Origin of the sequence: Brytella acorum (assembly GCF_029309905.1) — a bacterium.
Taxonomy (GTDB): Bacteria; Pseudomonadota; Alphaproteobacteria; order Acetobacterales; family Acetobacteraceae; genus Brytella; species Brytella acorum.
The window spans coordinates 226,557-244,775 of the sequence record NZ_JARBJP010000001.1 but is presented as its reverse complement, the minus strand read 5'-3'; the positions used below and the strand labels follow the sequence as shown (position 1 = coordinate 244,775).

Below are 18,219 nucleotides of genomic sequence, written 5' to 3'. Positions count from 1 at the left end.
GATATTCGGTCCCGAAGAAGGACATTTCGCGCTCGCGCTCGCCTGCGTGCTGGCCCTCGCCCAGTTCATCATCCCTCTGCGCGGCGCGGCGCGACACGATCGCCGCCTGATCGCGATGGCCCCGCTGCTTGCCGTCTCGCAGCTCGTGGCGCTGGCACTGTCGTTTTTCTGTCTCGTCTGGTCGGCGGTCCACGACGATTTTTCGGTCCAGAACGTCGCGGCCAACTCGTCCATCGCCAAGCCGCTGCTCTACAAGATCACCGGAACCTGGGGAAACCATGAGGGGTCCGTCCTGCTCTGGACATTGATCCTCGGTCTTTGCGGCGCCGCAGTCGCCGCGTTCGGGCGCAATCTGCCAGCCATCCTGCGTGCGCGCGCGCTGGCCGTGCTCGGGGGCGTCTCCGCCGGTTTCCAGCTTTTCTGTCTGCTGACCTCCGATCCGTTCGCCCGTGTCTGGCCCGTACCTCCTGACGGCCAGGGCATGAACCCCCTGCTCCAGGACCCCGGCCTCGCCTTCCATCCGCCCATTCTCTACACAGGCTATGTCGGTTTCGCCGTGCCGTTCTCCTTCGCGGTCGCCGCCCTGCTCGAAGGACGCGTCGATGCCGCCTGGGGCCGCTGGGTCCGCCCCTGGGCCGTGGCGGCGTGGTGCTTCCTGACATGCGGGATCGCGCTGGGCTCGTGGTGGTCGTACTACGTGCTCGGCTGGGGCGGCTACTGGTTCTGGGACCCCGTGGAAAACGCCTCTCTCATTCCGTGGCTGACCGGCACCGCGCTCGTCCATTCGGCCATCGTGGTCGAGAAGCGCGAGGGGCTGAAGATCTGGACCGTCCTTCTGGCGATCGCGACGTTCTCATTCTCGCTGTCCGGCACGTTCCTCGTGCGCTCGGGCATTCTGAACTCCGTTCATGCCTTCGCCAACGATCCCGCGCGCGGCGTTTTCATTCTTGGCCTTCTGGCCATCGTCATCGGCGGCTCGCTCCTGCTGTTCGCATGGCGCGCGCCGAGCCTCATGGCTGGCGGCCTGTTCGCGCCGCTCTCGCGGGAAGGCTCGCTGGTCCTGAACAACATTCTCCTGTGCTCGATCTGCGCGGTGGTCGTGACCGGGACAATGTATCCGCCGTTCATGCAGCTTCTGTTCGGGAAAACGATTTCCGTCGGCAAGCCGTTCTTCGACGCGACCACAATCCCCCTGACACTGCCGCTCTTCGGCGCCATGGCGATCGGAACGCTGCTCCCCTGGAAGCGCGCCCATCTGCGCCCGCTCCTGCGCAAGCTCCGTTTCGCGGCCCTCGCCGCCACGGTCGCCCTGGGTGTTGCGTGCTGGACGCTGAGCGGTCTGTTGCCGATCCTCTGCGCGGTCGGCGCGGTCTGGGTGATCGCGGGCAGCGTGACGGATCTCTGGGTGCGACTTGGCGTCTCCGCGGGCAGTTTCTCGCATAGCCTCGCCCGGGCGCGCTCCCTGCCACGCTCGGCTTTTGGCGCCGCGCTCGCGCATATCGGCGTCGGCGTGACGGTTCTGGGGCTTTGCGGCATGTCGCAGGCCCAGCACGCCATCGTGGAGGTCAAACCCGGCGCGGTCGAAACGCTCGCGGGCTATCAGTGGAAACTGCTGGGCGTCCATGAAGCGCAAGGCCCCAATTATCACGCCATGATCGCGGATATCGAGATCAGCCGCCATGGGCATGTCGTAACCGTCATGCACCCGTCCAAACGCGACTTCGCTTCCCAGCACCAGACCACGACCGAAGTTTCGATCCGCACCAATCTGCTCTGGGATCTCTACACCGTCATCGGCGACCGGCACGGCTCCGGCGCGGATGCGACCTATGTCCTGCGGCTTCATTACAATCCGCTCGCACCCTGGATGTGGCTCGGCGGCCTGATCATGGCCATCGGCGGCGCTCTCTCCCTCTCTGACCGGCGCCTGCGCGTGGGCGCCGCGCGCCGCACCGCCCACATGAACGAGGACGTCGTGTCGTCATGAACGATCTCACGCGCCGTCGCCTCCTGACCGCCATTCCCATTGCGGGCGCCGGCGTGCTGGGGCTCGGTTTCTGGAAGATGCTGGGCGGCATGGGCCGTGGCAGTTTCGACCCGCACGCCATCAATGCGCCGATCCTCGACCGCCCCCTGCCGGACTTTACCCTGCCGGGCCTGCCGGATCAGGGCGAAGGATTCGGCGCCGCCGATCTGCGCGCCCAGACAGCGCCGGTCCTGCTCAATTTCTTTGCTTCGTGGTGTATCCCCTGCGTCGCCGAAATGCCGGAGCTGCGGCGGATCGCAGCCCGTGTTCCGCTCTGGGGCATCGCCTACAAGGACAAACCCGAAAACGCGGCGCGCTTTGTCGCCCGCGACGGTTCTCCCTTCACGCGCGTCGGACTGGACCAGTCGGGCATGACCGCGATCGAATGGGGTGTCAGCGGCGTGCCCGAAACCTTCCTGATCCTGCCCGGCGGCAAAATCGCATGGCACGGGACCGCGGAAATCACCGAAGAGACATTCAACCGCAAGATCGCGCCCCGCATGAAGGCGGCGCGCTGATGGACGGCCTCACGCGTTTCACCCGACAGGCCCGCATCATCGTCGCCATCGTGCTGTTCGCCATGGCCGGTCCGGCCTGGGCGGTCGATGATCCATCCGAAATGCTGCCGGACAAAAAACAGGAACAGCGCGCGGAGGCGATTGGCGCCCAACTGCGCTGCCTCGTCTGCCAGAACGAATCCATCGAGGACAGCAGCGCCGATCTCGCCCGCGATTTACGCCACGTCGTGCGCGAGCACGTGGCGCAGGGGGAATCCGATCAACAGATCATGCAATGGATGACGGCGCGCTACGGCGACTTCGTTCGTCTTCAGCCCCGCCTGACGCTGGGAACGTTCCTCCTCTGGGCCATGCCGGTTCTGGCCGTGCTCGTCGGTGCGACGATCGCCGCCCTGACCCTGCGCCGTCGCCAGACGGCCCCCACCCCACTCACCGACGAGGAGCGTCGCCGCCTCGCCGAGCTTTCGAACGCGACGGGAAACTCTTGAATTCATGACCTGGCTCGGACTGTTCCTGATCGGCGCGCTGGCGCTGCTTCCGCTGCTCTGGGCGTTTCGCCGTCAACGCCAGACCGTCCTGACACCCGACGCCGGTCTCACCGGAGAACGCGGTTCGGCGCTCGTGCTCTATCAGGGCCAGATGAGCGAAATCGAGCGCGACCTTTCACTGGGTTTGATTGCGCCTGAGGAATACGAAAGCGCCAAGCTTGAAGTGCAGCGCCGTCTTCTGGCCGCCGACCGCATGACGGATGCGGCGCTCAAGGGCAGCGGGCGCGGCAAGATCGCCGCGGTCGTTCTGGCCTTACCGCTCGCGGGACTGGCCCTCTATATGGTCAACGGCCATCCATTCATGCCGCCTCAGCCGCATGTGTCGGCACAGGAGACGCTGGACCCTGCCATGAAGGGGTTGATCGCCCAGTTGACCGAAAGCGTCAGCAAGCTCCAGCCGGGAGATCCCGGCTATGCGCAGGGCCACTTCCTGCTGGCCCAGGTTGAAGAGAAACGCGGACAGACGGACGCCGCCATCAAGGATTTCCGCATGGCGCTCGACGCGAAGTTCAATCCGGAACTCGCCCTGCATATCGCCGAAATGCAGAATGCACGCGACGGTCATATCAGCGGCGACAGCCTTGACCTTTACCGCCGGGCGATCGACGCTGCCCCGAAAGACGCGCCCTGGCGCATGGCTGTGGAAGCGCGCATCGCGGAAGGCGAGCACCAGCAGAAATAACCGGCTCCGAAGCCTTGAACGGGCCGGACCCTTGAGAGGACGGGCATCATGAGCGGACGAGACCTCGATTCGATCGGCTCGGGAAGCCCCTCGGGCGGCGGGCTGACGCTCCGCACCTGGACATGGATCGTGATCGGACTGAGCGCGCTGGCCTTTGTCAGCGTCAGCCTGACCGGTATCGCCGCGCTGATTCTGGCCTACCTCAAACGGCCTGAAGCGCGCGGCACGATCGAAGAGACCCATCTGACCTATATGATCCGGACGTTCTGGATCTCGCTTGGCGTCAGCCTTGTCGCGGGCGTTCTTCTGATCGTCGGCGTGGGCATCGTCCTGTTCATGGGCCTCGCGGTCTGGCAGCTTTATCGGATCATCCGCGCGATCGTGCTGCTGTCCGACAATCGTCCCATCCCTGATCCGACGAGCTGGTTCTGATCACCGCGTCCTGAACACGATCATCCGACATTAACTGGCATCCGACATCAACTGCGAAACCGGCATGGTCAGCAAAAGACACGTTGCGCGAGATGCGCGCCGCGCCGATACCATGCAGCCTCTTTAAGGAGTTGTTCCACGGATGCGTCCGATCGCCATGCGAGAGCCTGAAATCAAGACGCTCTCACTATGTCCTGCGTGCTTCCAAAAAAACCGACAGACGGCTGAAATCTGCGCGCATTGCGGGGTCGAGCGTCATTTTGGCCCGACGCGACGCGAAGCACTCGTCGCGACGCTGATCGGCTTCGCCGCCGGTCCGTTTCTTGCCATCCTTATACTCGGACCGTCCTACTGGGCGATCCCTCTCAGCGCCGTGGGCGGCCTGCTGGGCTTCTTCATCTGTCAGATCCGCCATAACGGAGACCGATGGATGAAAGAAAGATGACGGATTTCCGGAACATAGGAGAAGCGTGAAAAAGATCTTCAGAGTTCTTTTTCATACCCCGTGCACCAGAATGTTACTGTTATTCGCGAGGGACAACCCTTTTCAGGGCTCTTCGCCGGACATGACCGAAACAAAAAAGGGGGCCAGATGGCCCCCTTTTTTTCGTGCTTCTGATCAGGATCAGAAATGCGCGCCGAGCGACAGCTCGAATGCGCGGCCGAGAAGAGCGTCATAGTAACGCGTCAGGCTGACCGTGCCCGGATATTTCGGACGCGAGTCCATGATATTGTTGATCATGAAATTCGCGCTGAAGTTCTTCGTGATTTCATAACCGATCGTGACGTTGTGATAGGCGTAGGCCGGACGGTTGTTGAACTGATACGAAGACGAAGGAACCTGGAGCGCATATTTGGCGGGACCGTAGAAAATCGCCTGCCACTGCACGGACAGCGGACCGTGCATATAGTTCAGGTTGAACGTCGCGTTGTCGCTCGGCGAGGTTGTATCGCCAACCAGCTGATAGGTATTCCCGAGATAGCTCTGGTTGCTCTTGATGTAATGCATGTAATTGGCATGCAGTTCGATCTCGCCAGCGTTCTCCGAAAGACCGAAACGCGACAGTGCCGTATAGTAACGAAGATCGGCCTGCATCGCCTGCGTGTGATACTGCGCGATATTGTAGTAACCCGCCATAAAGCCGTTGACCTGGCCGCCCGAATCGCGACTGAAAGCGCTGCAATACGGATTGCTGGGTCCGTAGGACGACGAGTCATAGCACGCATCCATCAGATCCTGCGAAGTCAGAGACGTGATGGCGTTCTTGATCTTTACGTCGACAAACGAGCCCTTGAAATCCAGGCCGGGCACGAAATGCGGCATGAATTCGAGCGAACCCGTATAGCTGTCCGAAACCTCGTTCTTGAGATGAGGGTTGCCGCCGGCCTGACCTGTGATCGTGAAGTAATTGTAGTTGGAATCGAACGGCTGCTTGATCCCGGCCTTGGCACAATTTGCCGCACGCGTTGCAGGATTTGGCCCTTGCGTGATGCCTTCCGTCGAGCAGGGGTCGATTCCGCTTTCGTAATCGGTGCCCACGGGTGAGAATAGTTCGGATACGGACGGATTGCGCACGGAACGGGCATAGTTGCCGCTCAGACCGAAATCGCGGGTCGGCCACCAGGAACCACCGAACATGTAAGTCCAGAAATTACCGGTCATGCTGTTATGGATGAAACGGCCATTCGCCTGCGCCGAAAGGCTGTAGGCACCCGGCAGATGCATGTTGGGCGAAACCAGCGGCACGTCGAGTTCGCCGTAAGCTTCATGCGTCAGGTATGAACCCGTCGTAGGGTAGATAACGGTGGAATTGCCGTACTGTTGGTAAGAACCGTCGTCCTGCTTCCAGCCCTGTAGGAACGCCCCGGGCTGAAAGTTGTAGCTTTCGCGACGATGCTCGTAGCCGATATCCCACCGCACGTCGCCAGCCGGCAGATGCACAACCGTACTGCGGATTTCAGCCTGGAGGTCACGCTGCGCGTTCTGGTTCGTCGCGTGCGAATCAGCCACGACATAGTCGCGAGCCGCAGGCGTCAACTGGTTGTAACCAAACGGATTCAGCGGTGCGCAGGTTGAACTGCGCGTTTTGATCGGCGCGCTCGTGTAGCCCGGCGCACAAATAATGTTCCCGCTGGCATCGGTCGTGGCGTTGAGCGCGTTGATCAGATTCGGCACCACGATCGAAGGCGTCCAGGTATCGTTCATATACCGGCTGTATTCGCCCTTCAGGCTCCACTGGAAATTCCGGCCGACAGCGTCGAAATCGCCATTCAGACCGCCAGCAAAGCGGAACATCTGGACGGTCGTCTGATACAGACCGGCATCCAGATCCTGATTCAGGCGATCGAGATAGAACTTGCTGGGGTCTTTGCCAGCCGCGACCAGGGCGCTCTGAATGGTCTGACGCTCGGCGGAAGTGAGATAAGGGTTGCTCGTGCTGAGCTGGTAAGCACCGATCACCACCGTATCGGTGTAATAGCTGCTTGGATTACCCGGCAGGTTCGGTGTCAACGGATTGTCGAACTGTGGCGTTGACCACGTACCTTGGCCGACCTGGCTGCTCGCGGTTCCGCGCGCATACCAGCCTTCCCATGTCGCATGGAGATGCTGGGTAAAGTCGTAATGACCCAGAAGCGTCAGATTCAGCTTGTCGGTCGGCGCGAAAAGCTGCGTGTAATCCTGCAGCGCAATGCCGTTTCCACCGATCGAATGCGTGGAGTCATAGACCATCGCATCCGCCGTAAAGGGAACCAGCGACTTGCCGTCCTGACTGAACATCAGCGGCGCGCCATTCGCGCCAGCGATTCCATTGGCGGTCGCCATTCCGGGCACGAGCGTCTTGGAATTGCCGGGAACCACAGGAAGATGCCCGTAAGCTGCGTTGACCATCGGCATGCCGGTGACCGAATTCTCGGTAAAGCGGCGCTTTGCCATCAACACATATGTGTAGTCAGAGGTGCTGACATCGCCCACGGTCGGACGACCGTAGGTCACCGCATCGCGACCGGTGACACCTTTGAGATCGTTCTGCAGCATGCCCCCGGCATTGCGATACTCGACGTCAAAGACGACGCCGCCCTTGTCGTGATCGAACGACGTTCCGTATTTGAAGGAAATCCGCTGCTGCGGCGCCTGAAGCCGCTGTGTCCAGTTGCCCTGGGCGTTAAAGTCGACACCCTTGAAATGGTCGTCGAGAATGTAGTTGGTCACACCCGCGACCGCGTCAGCACCATAGGCCGCGCCCGCGCCGCCAAGGCGTGTATCCATCGACGAAATTAGCGAAACCGGGATCGTGCTGACGTCCACGGCCGAGCCTGAACTCGCGCCATACATCGAGGCCGTCGAGCCACCGACCATACGCATGCCGTTGATCAGTGTCAGGTTACGCTGCGAACCGAGGTTCAGAAGGCTGATCAGGGTCTGGCCAGCGCCGAAGCTGCCCTGCGAGCCGATCGGCGAGTTGCTACCAACGCTGAACGCGGTATTTTCGCGCAGAAGCGCCAGACCCAGATCCGTATAGCCGCGCTTGCGAAGCTGCTCCGCATCCACGGTCACGCCCGCCATGACGTTCGTCAGGCGCGTATGGGACAGGCGCGACCCCGTCACAACGATCTGCTCGGTCCCCGTTCCGCTGATATCATGCGAAAGGGCATCGGTCTTGCTGCTCGTAGTGGTAGCCACGGTCTGCGAACCAGCGGCCGCAGGTGAAGCGGAGGCGGGTGCCGAGGAGGCGGGCGTGACCGTCGTTGACGTGCTGGATGCCGTCGAGGCCTTGGCCGCCTTCTTTCTCGCCACGTGCTTCTTGCCCACATGCTTATGCGCTTGGGTGGTTCCAGCCGCACTGGTCTGTGCCATCGCACCGTCAACCGGGAAGGATGCGTATGAAATCCCGCCCAGCAGGAAAAGCCGGAAGGCGACCTTGGAGAGACGATGGCGCGTCGTCACGTCGCGGTGTCGCAGGTTTGTTTTCATATGACAGTCGTGTCCAACTGATGGTGTAGGCGCGTTACGCGCCGGTAACCAATAACCTGCTTATGTCTCTTTTATGAATCAACCGTCATTTTACGTTGCTGAAAATCCAAACATTCCTCTGTTGCAATAATAGCACAATAACAAAGAAGGGCCGGAGCTTTACGCGAAGCTTCCGACCTTTATCTTGTTTGTGTCAAAGTATATAAGTTTTTTGTCTAAGTTTTTACTACCGAAAGATGCGACCGTGCCTCTTGTCTCTTTGTGTCTTTCCGCCAGCCTGGAGCACGGGGCTGACAGGAAATAAGATACAATCCTGTCACAAATGCCAGCTCCGACAGGGTCATGAACCATAGAGCCATGCGAAACGCTATGGGCGCCGTTTCAAGCTGCCAGAATGAAAAGATGAGAAACGGCACGGAAAGAGGCCGCGCGCCCATCAGCATGAAACGCAACGGATTGGCCTGTCCCGGCTTCACCAGCGCACGCATGCGGTGCAGACCGAAATAGAAAGCCGCCCCGACACACCACTGGACGACGCTCAGCATCTGGTCGCTGAAACTCTGCCCCCCCATCATGATGAGCAGAACAATCGCCACGCCATAGAAAAGCACGGCCCCGAGTTGCAGGCTCATGCCGATATCGACGGCGGGCCAGCGTTCGGGAAGGCGGTCCGACAAAGGCTGGAACAGCCGGTCGAGAACCCAGAGATCGGCCTGGTTGATACGATCCATCATAGACATGTCGGGTTCCTTAGCGCGCGGCGGTCTCGGGCGCACGTCATTTTGGCCTCGGCGCGAGACGGCATGGACAGATGAAGGGAGGCGAGGTTTAGTCCCCAGCCATGATGCAACACTTCCCGGAGCTCAAGATGGTGTCCCCGATTTCCCTTACGAGGTCGCGCGGCGGCCGCCTGCGTGCGCTCCTCCTTTCCGCGGCTCTCCTGACAGCGCCCGTTCTGCCCCGATCATCATCGGCCCAGACGCCCGCTGCCGCCAGCGCCATGGACAGCGCCGTGCGGACTACCCTTCCCAACGGGTTGCGCGTCGTCATCGTGCCCGATCATCTGGCTCCCGTGGTGCAGACGCAGATCATCTATCTCGCCGGATCGACCGCCGCTCCCGAAGGTTTTCCCGGCACGGCGCATGCTCTCGAACACATGATGTTCAACGGCACGTCCGATGTCAGCCGCGAACAGCTTTCGACGATCAGCGCACGGATCGGCGACAACAACAACGCCTTCACGACCGAGGACGCCACACAGTTCTATTTCCAGGCTCCGGCATCCAATCTCGGCCTTCTCCTCAGACTGGAAGCCGACCGGATGCGCCATGCGAAAATCGCTCCGGAAGAATGGGCCCATGAGCGCGGCGCGATCGAGCAGGAAGTCTCGCGCGATCTTTCCTCGCCCATCGAACGCTATCTGGTGCGGCAAAACGCCATCCTGTTCGCCGGAACGCCCTATTCCCATGACGCTCTCGGGACGCGCGAATCCTTCGAGAAAACGGACGCCACTCTCCTCCGCCGCTTCTACGACAGCTGGTACCAGCCCAACAACGCGATCCTTCTGATCGTGGGCGACGTCGATCCCTCGTTAACCCTGACACAGGTCAAGGCACAGTTCGGCGCCATCCCCGCGGGACACATCCCCGCGCGCATGCCCGTACGGCTCCAGCCGGTCACCGCGCAGACCGTGCATCTCGAGAGCGATCTCGGCGCAGGCATCCTGACGGTCGCGTTCCAGATGCCAGGCGCCCACGATCCGGATTACGCCGTCGCCCAGATCCTCGCGGACGTTCTGGCCAGCCAGCGCGGCGCGCTGTTTGCCCTCGTTCCGCAGGGCAAGGCGCTCTCGACCGAATTCGACTACAGCCCACGGGCCTTCGCGGGCAGCGGCCTGGCTCTCGCCGTATTTCCCAAGGGCGAAGATCCGCAGAAGCTCCTCGCGACTCTCAGGGGCGTTCTCGCGAACATTCGGGCGCATGGCGTCAGCCCGGAGCTTGTGGAGGCTGCCAGACGCAAGGAGATCGCCGATCTGGAATTCGACGCCAATGGTATTTCCGACCTGACCCAGAGCTGGGCTTCAACACTGTCCCTGACGGGCGCCGCCTCACCCGCGGCACTCGTGGACAGCTTCAGACACGTCACGACGGAACAGGTCAACGCGATGGCGGCACGCGTTCTCGATCCCGCGCACGCGCTGACGGGCATTCTCACGCCGACGGCCTCTCCCAATCCGGACGCGGCTCAGGGCAAGGCGGCCGAGAAATTCATCTCTCCACCGACGAAACCGGTCGCGCTGCCGGACTGGGCGCAAAAAGAACTTCAAACACTCTCCATTCCTCCCGCCGCTCCGCTCCCCGCCGCGTTCACACTCGCCAACGGCCTGCGCCTCCTCGTCCAGCCGGAACATGTGAGCCATACGATCAAACTCTACGGCCGCATTCGCCAGAACGGCGATCTTGAAGAACCGGCAGGCAAGGAAGGCGTCGCGAGCCTGACCGCCGGGCTGTTCCTCTACGGCAGCCATACGCATGACCGGCTGCACCTCGCCGCCGCCCTGGATGCCCTGGCGGCGGACGCCTCAGCTGGTCCGGGCTTCGGCATGAGCGCCCTCACGCCGGCCTTCGAGCCCACCCTGTCCCTGCTCGCCGATAACGAGCTGGATCCGGCCTTCCCGGCGGAAGCGTTCGAGACCCTTAAAAAACAGGCCATCGCCGGACGTCCGGGCGTGATGCAGTCACCCGGCTACCGGTTTGGCCGGGCTCTCCAGCACGCCGTCAACCCGCCGCATGACGCCACGCTGCGGGAGACGACGCCCGCCAGCCTCGCCCGTATCAGCCTCCAGGACGTGATGGCCTATTATCATCACGCCTACCGCCCGGAACTTACGACGATCGTGGTCATGGGCGACATCACGCCCGAACATGCGCGCGATCTGGTCGCCGCCCGATTTGGCGGATGGAAAGCCGAAGGACCGACGCCTCAGGTCGATCTGCCCGGCCGTCCCCTCAGCAGGCCAAGCCATGCCGTGATTGCCGATCCGGGCCGTGTTCAGGATGACGTCGTTCTCGTCGAGAGCCTCGATAGCGGCATCCACAATCCCGACCGGTTTGCTCTCGAACTGGGCAACGAAATCTTGGGCAGAGGCTTCGCATCGCGTCTGATGCAGGATCTGCGCGTACGCACAGGCTATGCCTATTCGGCCAACAGTTCCTTCCAGTGGTCGCAAAATCGCGGCGCATTCGTCATATCGTTCGGCGCCGACCCCGATAAGGTCGGACCGGCAGGGACGGCGGCGATCTCCGACCTGCGGGCCATGCAGACGCAGCCTGCGACACAAGACGAGATCGACAACGCCAAAGCCCTGATCCTGCGCGGAATTCCGATGGACCGCGCCAGCTTCGACGATCTAGCCGGAGAATACCTGTCCCTCACCGCGTTCGGCCTGCCGCTCAACGAACAGGACCTCAAAGCCCATGCCATCTACGCCATGACGCCAGACGCCATCCGCAGCGCGTTCAGGCACTGGGCTCGCCCGGACGCTCTGGCCCAGATCGTCCGCGGTCCGAACCCGCGCTGACAACCCGACGAACGGAAACGCTGGTCGACGCCGCTTCCGGCCGATCAGCGTGGAGGCGCGCCGCGCCCGCTCAGAACAGGAGGAACACCGCCGCCAGGATGATGCCCATCAAAACGGCGAAGCCTGCAAGCTGAAGGGAAATGGAGCGTGCGGGTTTGCCACTCTCCATCTCGTCTTCAACTGCATCCCCGGACAGGTCGGCGACGAAATCCGCCACGTCGTTCTTGTCATCCATGTGATGCGTGCCCCATGCGACGCCCCGTCATGGCGGCGCGCTTTTCCGGCAGACCGTCCGCCAGCAGACATATTACGTCAGAAACCACAGGAAATACGACCACCAATGTAACGTGGCGCACCTGGAATATAGAAGTAGTTGGTCGTCGCCTGACCGCCGCTCGTGTAATAATGACGATTGAGAATATTCGACGCATAAAGCGTAATCTGCCAGTGGTCGGAAGACGGACGAAATGTCACGTGCGCACCCAGCAGAAAGTAAGGCGGAAGCCGATAAAAGCCCGTTCCGCCCGGTGTCATGGCCTGCGCGCCCCGATAACTCCAGTCGGGGCCGAATTCGATCCCGTAACGCGAACTGATCGCCTGTCGCCAGTCCACCTGTCCGTTCAATGTCAGTTTCGGCTGACCGTTATCGACGCCCGCGAAATTATCGTCGATCGCTTTCCACACGCCATGCGACGCGTAGTACGCATTGGTCTTCGCGCGATTGACGGTGGGAAAGTTCTGAAAATTCCCCCGCTGCCAGCCGAAATTCTGCGTCAGGAACAGATGCCGGATCGGATGCAGGTCAATCGTGCCCTCGAAGCCCCAGCTTTCGGATTTCGGTGCATTGGTCAACTGGCTGAGCGGGCCGAAATCGGGAATGAGGACGGTTCCGAGAATCTGCTGATTATGGAAATCGTTATAAAACGCCGCGCCATTGAGCCGCAGGACGTTGGCGATCGGATCGCTCTTGAAACCCAGCTCATATGTCAGGACGGTTTCAGGTCTGAAAGGATCGAGCTGAGCCTGGATCTGGGTGTTATTGGCTGTGAAGCCACCCGGTTTGAAGCCGCGGCTCATCTTGTAATAGACGAGCAGATTGTCGCGCGCCTGCCATGAAACCCCGACCTGCCCCGCGAACTGGGAGACAGACGTCCCTTCGGAATGGAAATTCATGGTCTCTCGACCGAAAATCTGAGACTGAAGCCCGGTAATCGAGCGATCATCGAGTTCGTGCAGCAATCCGGCGAACAGGGTGACGTTCTTCGGCAGCCTGTAGCTGAGATGCCCGAATTCCGAGACGCTTTCCTGCTTCATGCCGAACGTCGTTGCCTGCATGTAGCCGCGCGCTGGCCGATAATCCGTATAATCGAAGAAAAACCTCTGGTTCATGAAACTGCGCTGATAAAACGCCCCCACCACCCACTGCAACCGGTCCTGCGGATGCGCGCTCGCCAGACGCAACTCCTGGGTAAAGACGTTCGCGTCGATCGTGCGGTAGGCGTCGGCCTGGGAGAGCGCCGTGGCGTCCTGATCCGACAGTTCGCCCTCGCGTTCCGTCTCGAACGCGCTGATGGCGCTGATCTTGGCAATGCCAAAATCATGATCGATATGCAGATCCCAGCCCCAGAACCAGTCATGCTCGCTCGGCTTGATCCCGCGCTTGCGTCCGATCAGATCCGCGAATTGCGGCCGCACGTTCCATTCGGTCTGCGTCCATCCCACCTCGGGGAGCGGCCCCTTCCCGATCAGTTTCGCAATCGGCACGGCGCCGACGAGTTCGCTGTCATCCTGCACCACATGCGCCGAGAGCAGCACGGTCGTATGGGAGTCCGGAGCCCATTTCAGCTTGCCACGCAAAGCCCAGAGATCGGCGTCGCCAAGATGCGCCCCGTTCAGCGGATCGGTCTGCCAGCCGCCGCCTTTCTGCACCTGTCCTGCCAGCCGAAAGCTCAGCCCGCGTGCCAGAGGTCCTGATATGTAAGCCTCACTGCGGCTGCGGGCGTAAGACGCGATGTCCTCGCGCGCGCCGTAGTGAAACTGATCGGTCGGACCGTTGGTGCGAAAACTGACCTCGCCGCCCGTCGTGGTCTGACCATGTTTCGTCCCGACTGGGCCGGGCGTGACGGTCGCGTCCTCGAGGTCGAACATGAGGCCGTTGGCCATCGTGGAATAGGCGAAGGGCACATCATCGAAATATGTGAGGACCGGAGCCATGTTGTTCTGGGTGAAGTCGTTGAACCCCACGCCGCGCAGATAGAAATTCGTCGACGCCGTGCCATTGATGCTCTGGATCGTCAGATTGGGGGCGACCCGTTCCATGCCACGCAGGTCGACCACGCCGCGCTCGATCAACCGCTCGCCCGTCAGTCGGGTATCGGCATCGGCGAGATGTTGGGCCGCGAGATGCGTGAACGCTCGCCGGACGCCACTGACTTCTATGGATTCAGAATGGGCGACGATTTTGGAGGGGTTGTCCGACGTTTTCGCCTGTTTCGCAGCGGACTGATGAGATCGCGTTTTCGTTGATGGCACGGCGCGATGTTGCGTGGGAACCGGAGCCGCGGTGCCGGTCACGGCGTCGAGACCCGAAGCTGCAAGGAGACCCGCCGCGCCGACAAGCCGGAAAGCTCGGACAGAAATCATTGCTTAAACGTTCTTTATCCCAGATATGTGCGATGGCGCGCTATGACCCATACCGCCGCCGATGGCAACGTGATTTGACATGTCTGTTCCATGCTACATACATAATGATGTGCCATTGGGGTGCGATTTATGTGCGCGCCTTGAAAGAGAAAAACGCATGTTGCCTTCTCGCTCTGGACAGTAAGGCGTGAGCACGCCTCATAAAAGATCGTCCGAAAACCGCGTCTCAGACATGCAGCCTCTCCTACAGGCCATCCAGGCGCACGGATTGCTGCTTGTGGCCGACGAGGATCTGATCGTGCGCGGCGGAGCGGGAGAGATCGAGGCCACGCTGTCAGTCCAATGGCTCGGCCAGCCGCTCGCGGCTCTTCTGTCGCTGCCGGACTTGGCGACATCGACCGATGCCCCGGCCGCCATCAACGACCACATCATAAAAACGTCCGGCGGAGAACGTCTCGCCGCGCGCGCCGTCCGGTCCGGCGCGTGGCTCCTCGTCGAACTGGAACCTTTTCCCCCGGAAGAACGGCCCGCACGTCAGGTTCTGCGCGAGATCGACGACCACGCCACGGCGCTGGAGAGCGCATCCGACATCCATACGCTCGCCATCATGGCCGCCGACCGGTTTCGCCGACTGACCGGCTACGACCGCGTGGAGGTCTGCCACTTCGAATCCGATGGCTCCAGCGAGATCATCGGGGAAGTCCGCAACGCAAAACTGCCGCCTCTCATCGGCCTTCATCTTCCCGCCAGTACCATCACGGCACAAGGCCGTTTGCTCTGCATCCGCAACCCTGTACGTACGATCGGCGACGTCGCGGCGGCCCCCGCGTTCCTTCGTCCCCCAGGGAAGGAGATGGCGACGGTCGATCTCGACCAGATCGGAATCCGGGCCACCACACCGGGTTGGGCAAAGCATCTCGGCGCGATGGGCGTTCGTGGTTGCGCGACCATTTCCATCGTGGTCGATGGGCGATTGTGGGGCCTTGTTTTATGCCATCATGCGACGCCACGACTGATGGATCTCGATACCCGCATGGCCTGTCAGGTGCTGACAGGCGTGATGTCGCGCCAGATCCGGATCAAGGAAGAAACCGCGACCTATCGCGAGCGTCTTCGCATCCGCCGCGCCATCGAGAAAATTGAAACCCGGTTCAATTCCGATCTTCCCGGCGCTGATGTCGGCGGGGCCATCGCCAGCGAACTGCGCACCCTGTTTCGCTCGAACGGTCTTGCCGTCATTGAAAACGATCGTGTCCATACGTTCGGACAATGTCCCGATCAGACGCAGCTGCGCAAACTTTCCGAACGCGTTCGGAAAGAGGCTTCCGCCGGCATGTTCGTGACGTCCATGCTGCCGTCACTCTATCCACCCGCGCAAAACTACGCTCAGGTGGCCAGCGGCGTTCTCGCGATTACCTTGCCCCACCCCGAAACCGTCATCATATGGATGCGCGGCGAGCGTCTGCGTCATCTGAAATGGGTGACGCTTCCCTCGGAGGACATTACTCCCGAAGCGGATGACGTCGATCGATCCAGAGACGGAATCGCCGTCCGCAGGCATACCGTGCGCGACCATGCCTCGCCCTGGACGAGCGATGAGATCCAGGGGGCCGTTCTTCTGCGCCAGTATTTTCGTGAACATGGACACGCCATCCAGCAGCGGGAATTAAACCAGCGTCTGGAAATCGCCCTTGAAGAAAGAGAACGGCTTCTGAAACAGAAGGATTTTCTCATTCACGAGGTCAATCATCGCGTCCAGAACAGTCTCCAGCTCGTGGCTTCGTTTCTTACCCTGCAAGCCAAAAGCGCGAACTCGGCCGACACGGCGGACTCCCTGGCCGAGGCGCAACGCCGCATTTCCGCGATCGGGCTCGTCCACCGTCGGCTCCATCAGGACGGCAACGATGGCCAGATCGAACTGTCGCACTATATCCGCGAACTGTGCGAAGAACTGTGCGGCGCCATCGGGCCGCAATGGCGCAACGAGTTGACGCTGATCCTCGAGCCCACCCTGATGTCCGCCGATCGCGCGATCCATATCGGACTTGTGACGACCGAGCTTGTCATCAACGTCACCAAATACGCCTATGACGGGAAGGCAGGCCCGATCGGGATCGCGCTCGCGACCGACGCGGATGTGTTGACCCTCAAGGTTTCGGACCGCGGCGTACTCTCCATGAAAACCCATGAGGGGTTTGGCACCCGCATGATGCGCGCGATCGTTCAAAGCCTCAAAGGTTCGCTCGAGTTCGTCCATGAAACGCCGGGCCTCTGCGCGATCCTGAAAGTGCCCGGCGAGACGCGGCGCTGAAGTCTCTCGATCATCATCCGGCCGGACGGGTTCATATGGTCGGATTAGGGTGGGTGATAAAACGGGGTTTCTAGACAGATCGCATCAGTGGCAGTTTCGAACCGGCGGCCTGGCGGTCGCCAATGATTTCACGGCGGAACCGGAACAGGCGCGCGGGACGGCCGGGTCCTTCGCGCGACAGTTCCGTGGTTTCTTCCACGAGTTGCTGCTGCTGTATCAGTCGCCGAAAATTCTGCTTGTGCATTTCCTGACCGGCCACGGCTTCCACGGTGCGCTGCAATTCGAGAAACGTAAACGCTTCGGGCATGAGTTCGAAAATCACCGGCCGATAGCGGATTTTCGCGCGCAGGCGCGTCATCGCCGTCGCCAGAATGCGCCGGTGGTCCCGCACCATCGCTTCACCCGCGACAACGCTTCCCGTGGCTGCGCGCGATTCCGCGACCAGCCCCGCCTCCCATAACAATTCGTAGCGTTGCAGGACCCGCTCATCATCCCATGCGCCGCCCTCCGTGCCGAATGTCTGGTCAATGCGCGCCTTGATCTTTTCAAGGTCGCGAGCGGATTTCGCCCAGGCGTCGAGACGGGCGCGCGCGCCCGCAAGAGCCATGCGTCCTTCGATCGTGCTGCGATCTTCCCACGGAAAATAGGCGTACCAGCTTTTCCAGCCCTCGGGCGCAATGCCGATGCGCGTCAGAGCCATGTAGGAGATGCGGATGGTCCGCGATTCATGGCGGTCCGGCGTGTCGGCAAATGTGTAAAGCTGTTCCACATGCCCCAGCCGGTGCCCGGTCTGACGCTCGACCCACAGGCGCATGCCGGTCTGAAGAGAGCGATGCGCGGTTTCCAGCGGTCCGGAGGGCAGCGCGCGTCCGCCCTCCAGCGTCAGCACCATCGGCACGCCGTCATCGACCGCGATCAGCACCGCCACGAGTTCCGAGCGGACCGCATTCACGCGCTGACGACCTTGCCCGCGGCCAGCATCAGGAGACCGCGCAGGATCTCATCGGGCGGCGGCGGACAACCGCGCAAGGTCATGTCGCATTGCGCAACGCCCGGGAGACGCGCCGCCATGACACCGGACAACGTCGCATAGTTTTCGCCCGCGATCCCACCACTTACGGCGCAATCCCCGATCGCCACCAGGCCCTTGGGCATCGGCATCTCATCCCACCAGCGCATGAGCCAGGGCACCGAAGCCCGCGTGATGCTGCCTGTCACGACAAGCAGTTCCGCATCGTGGGGCGTGGCCACGAAACGCAGGCCGAGAGGCGCGAGATCATAAGCCCCCCCCTCACGCAGGGCCGCGACCTCCGCCGCGCACCCATCGCATCCTCCGGCCTGCACGGCGTAGAGCGACAGCGGACGCGGCGCGCGCGGCCAGTTCTGGGGCCGCCGCCAGGCTCTCGCATCAAACCATGCCCGCAACCATGACACCCGAGATGCACCTCCATGCGCGACGTTATAAATCATGCCTCGCAAGCGTCGATGACGATTCCAAGACAGTAT

At 61.6% G+C, this 18,219-nt stretch carries 14 protein-coding genes; 8 read left to right on the top strand and 6 right to left on the bottom strand.

Translation table 11 applies throughout. The annotated features are described in order from the left end of the window. Position 1 precedes the first annotated feature (1 nt). The 6 genes from PWM43_RS01060 (at position 2) to PWM43_RS01035 (ending at position 4,651) form a co-directional block, all read left to right on the top strand. Positions 2 to 1,987 (top strand): heme lyase CcmF/NrfE family subunit, encoded by a 1,986-nt coding sequence (locus tag PWM43_RS01060; protein WP_289841141.1) that lies wholly within the window; start codon positions 2 to 4, stop codon positions 1,985 to 1,987. Continuing rightward, positions 1,984 to 2,544 carry a DsbE family thiol:disulfide interchange protein gene (locus PWM43_RS01055; protein ID WP_289840718.1) on the top strand — a complete coding sequence of 187 codons (561 nt, stop codon included), beginning with the start codon at positions 1,984 to 1,986 and terminating at the stop codon, positions 2,542 to 2,544. Before PWM43_RS01060 ends, PWM43_RS01055 begins: the two co-directional genes overlap by 4 nt. Next, entirely contained in the window at positions 2,544 to 3,032 is a 489-nt protein-coding gene (locus PWM43_RS01050; protein WP_289840717.1) for a cytochrome c-type biogenesis protein, read from the top strand. Before PWM43_RS01055 ends, PWM43_RS01050 begins: the two co-directional genes overlap by 1 nt. A gap of 4 nt (positions 3,033 to 3,036) precedes the next feature. Further along, positions 3,037 to 3,774 (top strand): c-type cytochrome biogenesis protein CcmI, encoded by a 738-nt coding sequence (ccmI, locus tag PWM43_RS01045; RefSeq protein WP_289840716.1) that lies wholly within the window; start codon positions 3,037 to 3,039, stop codon positions 3,772 to 3,774. A 48-nt stretch (positions 3,775 to 3,822) separates the two neighbouring features. Continuing rightward, complete coding sequence (locus tag PWM43_RS01040; protein ID WP_289840715.1) at positions 3,823 to 4,206, top strand: DUF4870 family protein; 384 nt, start codon at positions 3,823 to 3,825, stop codon at positions 4,204 to 4,206. Positions 4,207 to 4,348: 142 nt separating this feature from the next. Beyond that, entirely contained in the window at positions 4,349 to 4,651 is a 303-nt protein-coding gene (locus PWM43_RS01035) for a hypothetical protein (protein ID WP_289840714.1), read from the top strand. A gap of 180 nt (positions 4,652 to 4,831) precedes the next feature. Here PWM43_RS01035 and PWM43_RS01030 read toward each other — a convergent pair whose 3' ends face one another. Together PWM43_RS01030 and PWM43_RS01025 are read right to left on the bottom strand one after the other, a co-directional pair. After that, positions 4,832 to 8,179 carry a TonB-dependent receptor domain-containing protein gene (locus PWM43_RS01030; RefSeq protein WP_289840713.1) on the bottom strand — a complete coding sequence of 1,116 codons (3,348 nt, stop codon included), beginning with the start codon at positions 8,177 to 8,179 and terminating at the stop codon, positions 4,832 to 4,834. Positions 8,180 to 8,394: 215 nt separating this feature from the next. Then, positions 8,395 to 8,919 carry a hypothetical protein gene (locus tag PWM43_RS01025; RefSeq protein ID WP_289840712.1) on the bottom strand — a complete coding sequence of 175 codons (525 nt, stop codon included), beginning with the start codon at positions 8,917 to 8,919 and terminating at the stop codon, positions 8,395 to 8,397. A 128-nt stretch (positions 8,920 to 9,047) separates the two neighbouring features. On the opposite strand from PWM43_RS01025, the gene PWM43_RS01020 reads away from it, so the two are divergent. Next, positions 9,048 to 11,759, top strand: a complete 2,712-nt coding sequence (locus PWM43_RS01020) for a M16 family metallopeptidase (protein ID WP_289840711.1) — start codon at positions 9,048 to 9,050, stop codon at positions 11,757 to 11,759. A gap of 70 nt (positions 11,760 to 11,829) precedes the next feature. Here the strand turns inward: PWM43_RS01020 and PWM43_RS01015 are convergent, their stop codons facing one another. Both PWM43_RS01015 and PWM43_RS01010 read right to left on the bottom strand, forming a co-directional pair. Further along, positions 11,830 to 11,994 (bottom strand): hypothetical protein, encoded by a 165-nt coding sequence (locus PWM43_RS01015; protein ID WP_289840710.1) that lies wholly within the window; start codon positions 11,992 to 11,994, stop codon positions 11,830 to 11,832. A 77-nt stretch (positions 11,995 to 12,071) separates the two neighbouring features. Continuing rightward, complete coding sequence (locus tag PWM43_RS01010; protein WP_289840709.1) at positions 12,072 to 14,402, bottom strand: TonB-dependent receptor; 2,331 nt, start codon at positions 14,400 to 14,402, stop codon at positions 12,072 to 12,074. A gap of 232 nt (positions 14,403 to 14,634) precedes the next feature. Here PWM43_RS01010 and PWM43_RS01005 point away from each other — a divergent pair, with 232 nt between their 5' ends. Beyond that, complete coding sequence (locus PWM43_RS01005) at positions 14,635 to 16,713, top strand: histidine kinase dimerization/phosphoacceptor domain -containing protein (protein WP_289840708.1); 2,079 nt, start codon at positions 14,635 to 14,637, stop codon at positions 16,711 to 16,713. Between the two features lie 70 nt (positions 16,714 to 16,783). On the opposite strand, the gene PWM43_RS01000 is transcribed toward PWM43_RS01005, so the two are convergent. Beyond that, positions 16,784 to 17,605, bottom strand: a complete 822-nt coding sequence (locus tag PWM43_RS01000) for an NUDIX hydrolase (protein ID WP_289841140.1) — start codon at positions 17,603 to 17,605, stop codon at positions 16,784 to 16,786. Between the two features lie 56 nt (positions 17,606 to 17,661). After that, positions 17,662 to 18,183 (bottom strand): NADH-quinone oxidoreductase subunit B family protein, encoded by a 522-nt coding sequence (locus PWM43_RS00995; protein WP_289840707.1) that lies wholly within the window; start codon positions 18,181 to 18,183, stop codon positions 17,662 to 17,664. Between the last annotated feature and the right edge of the window lie 36 nt (positions 18,184 to 18,219).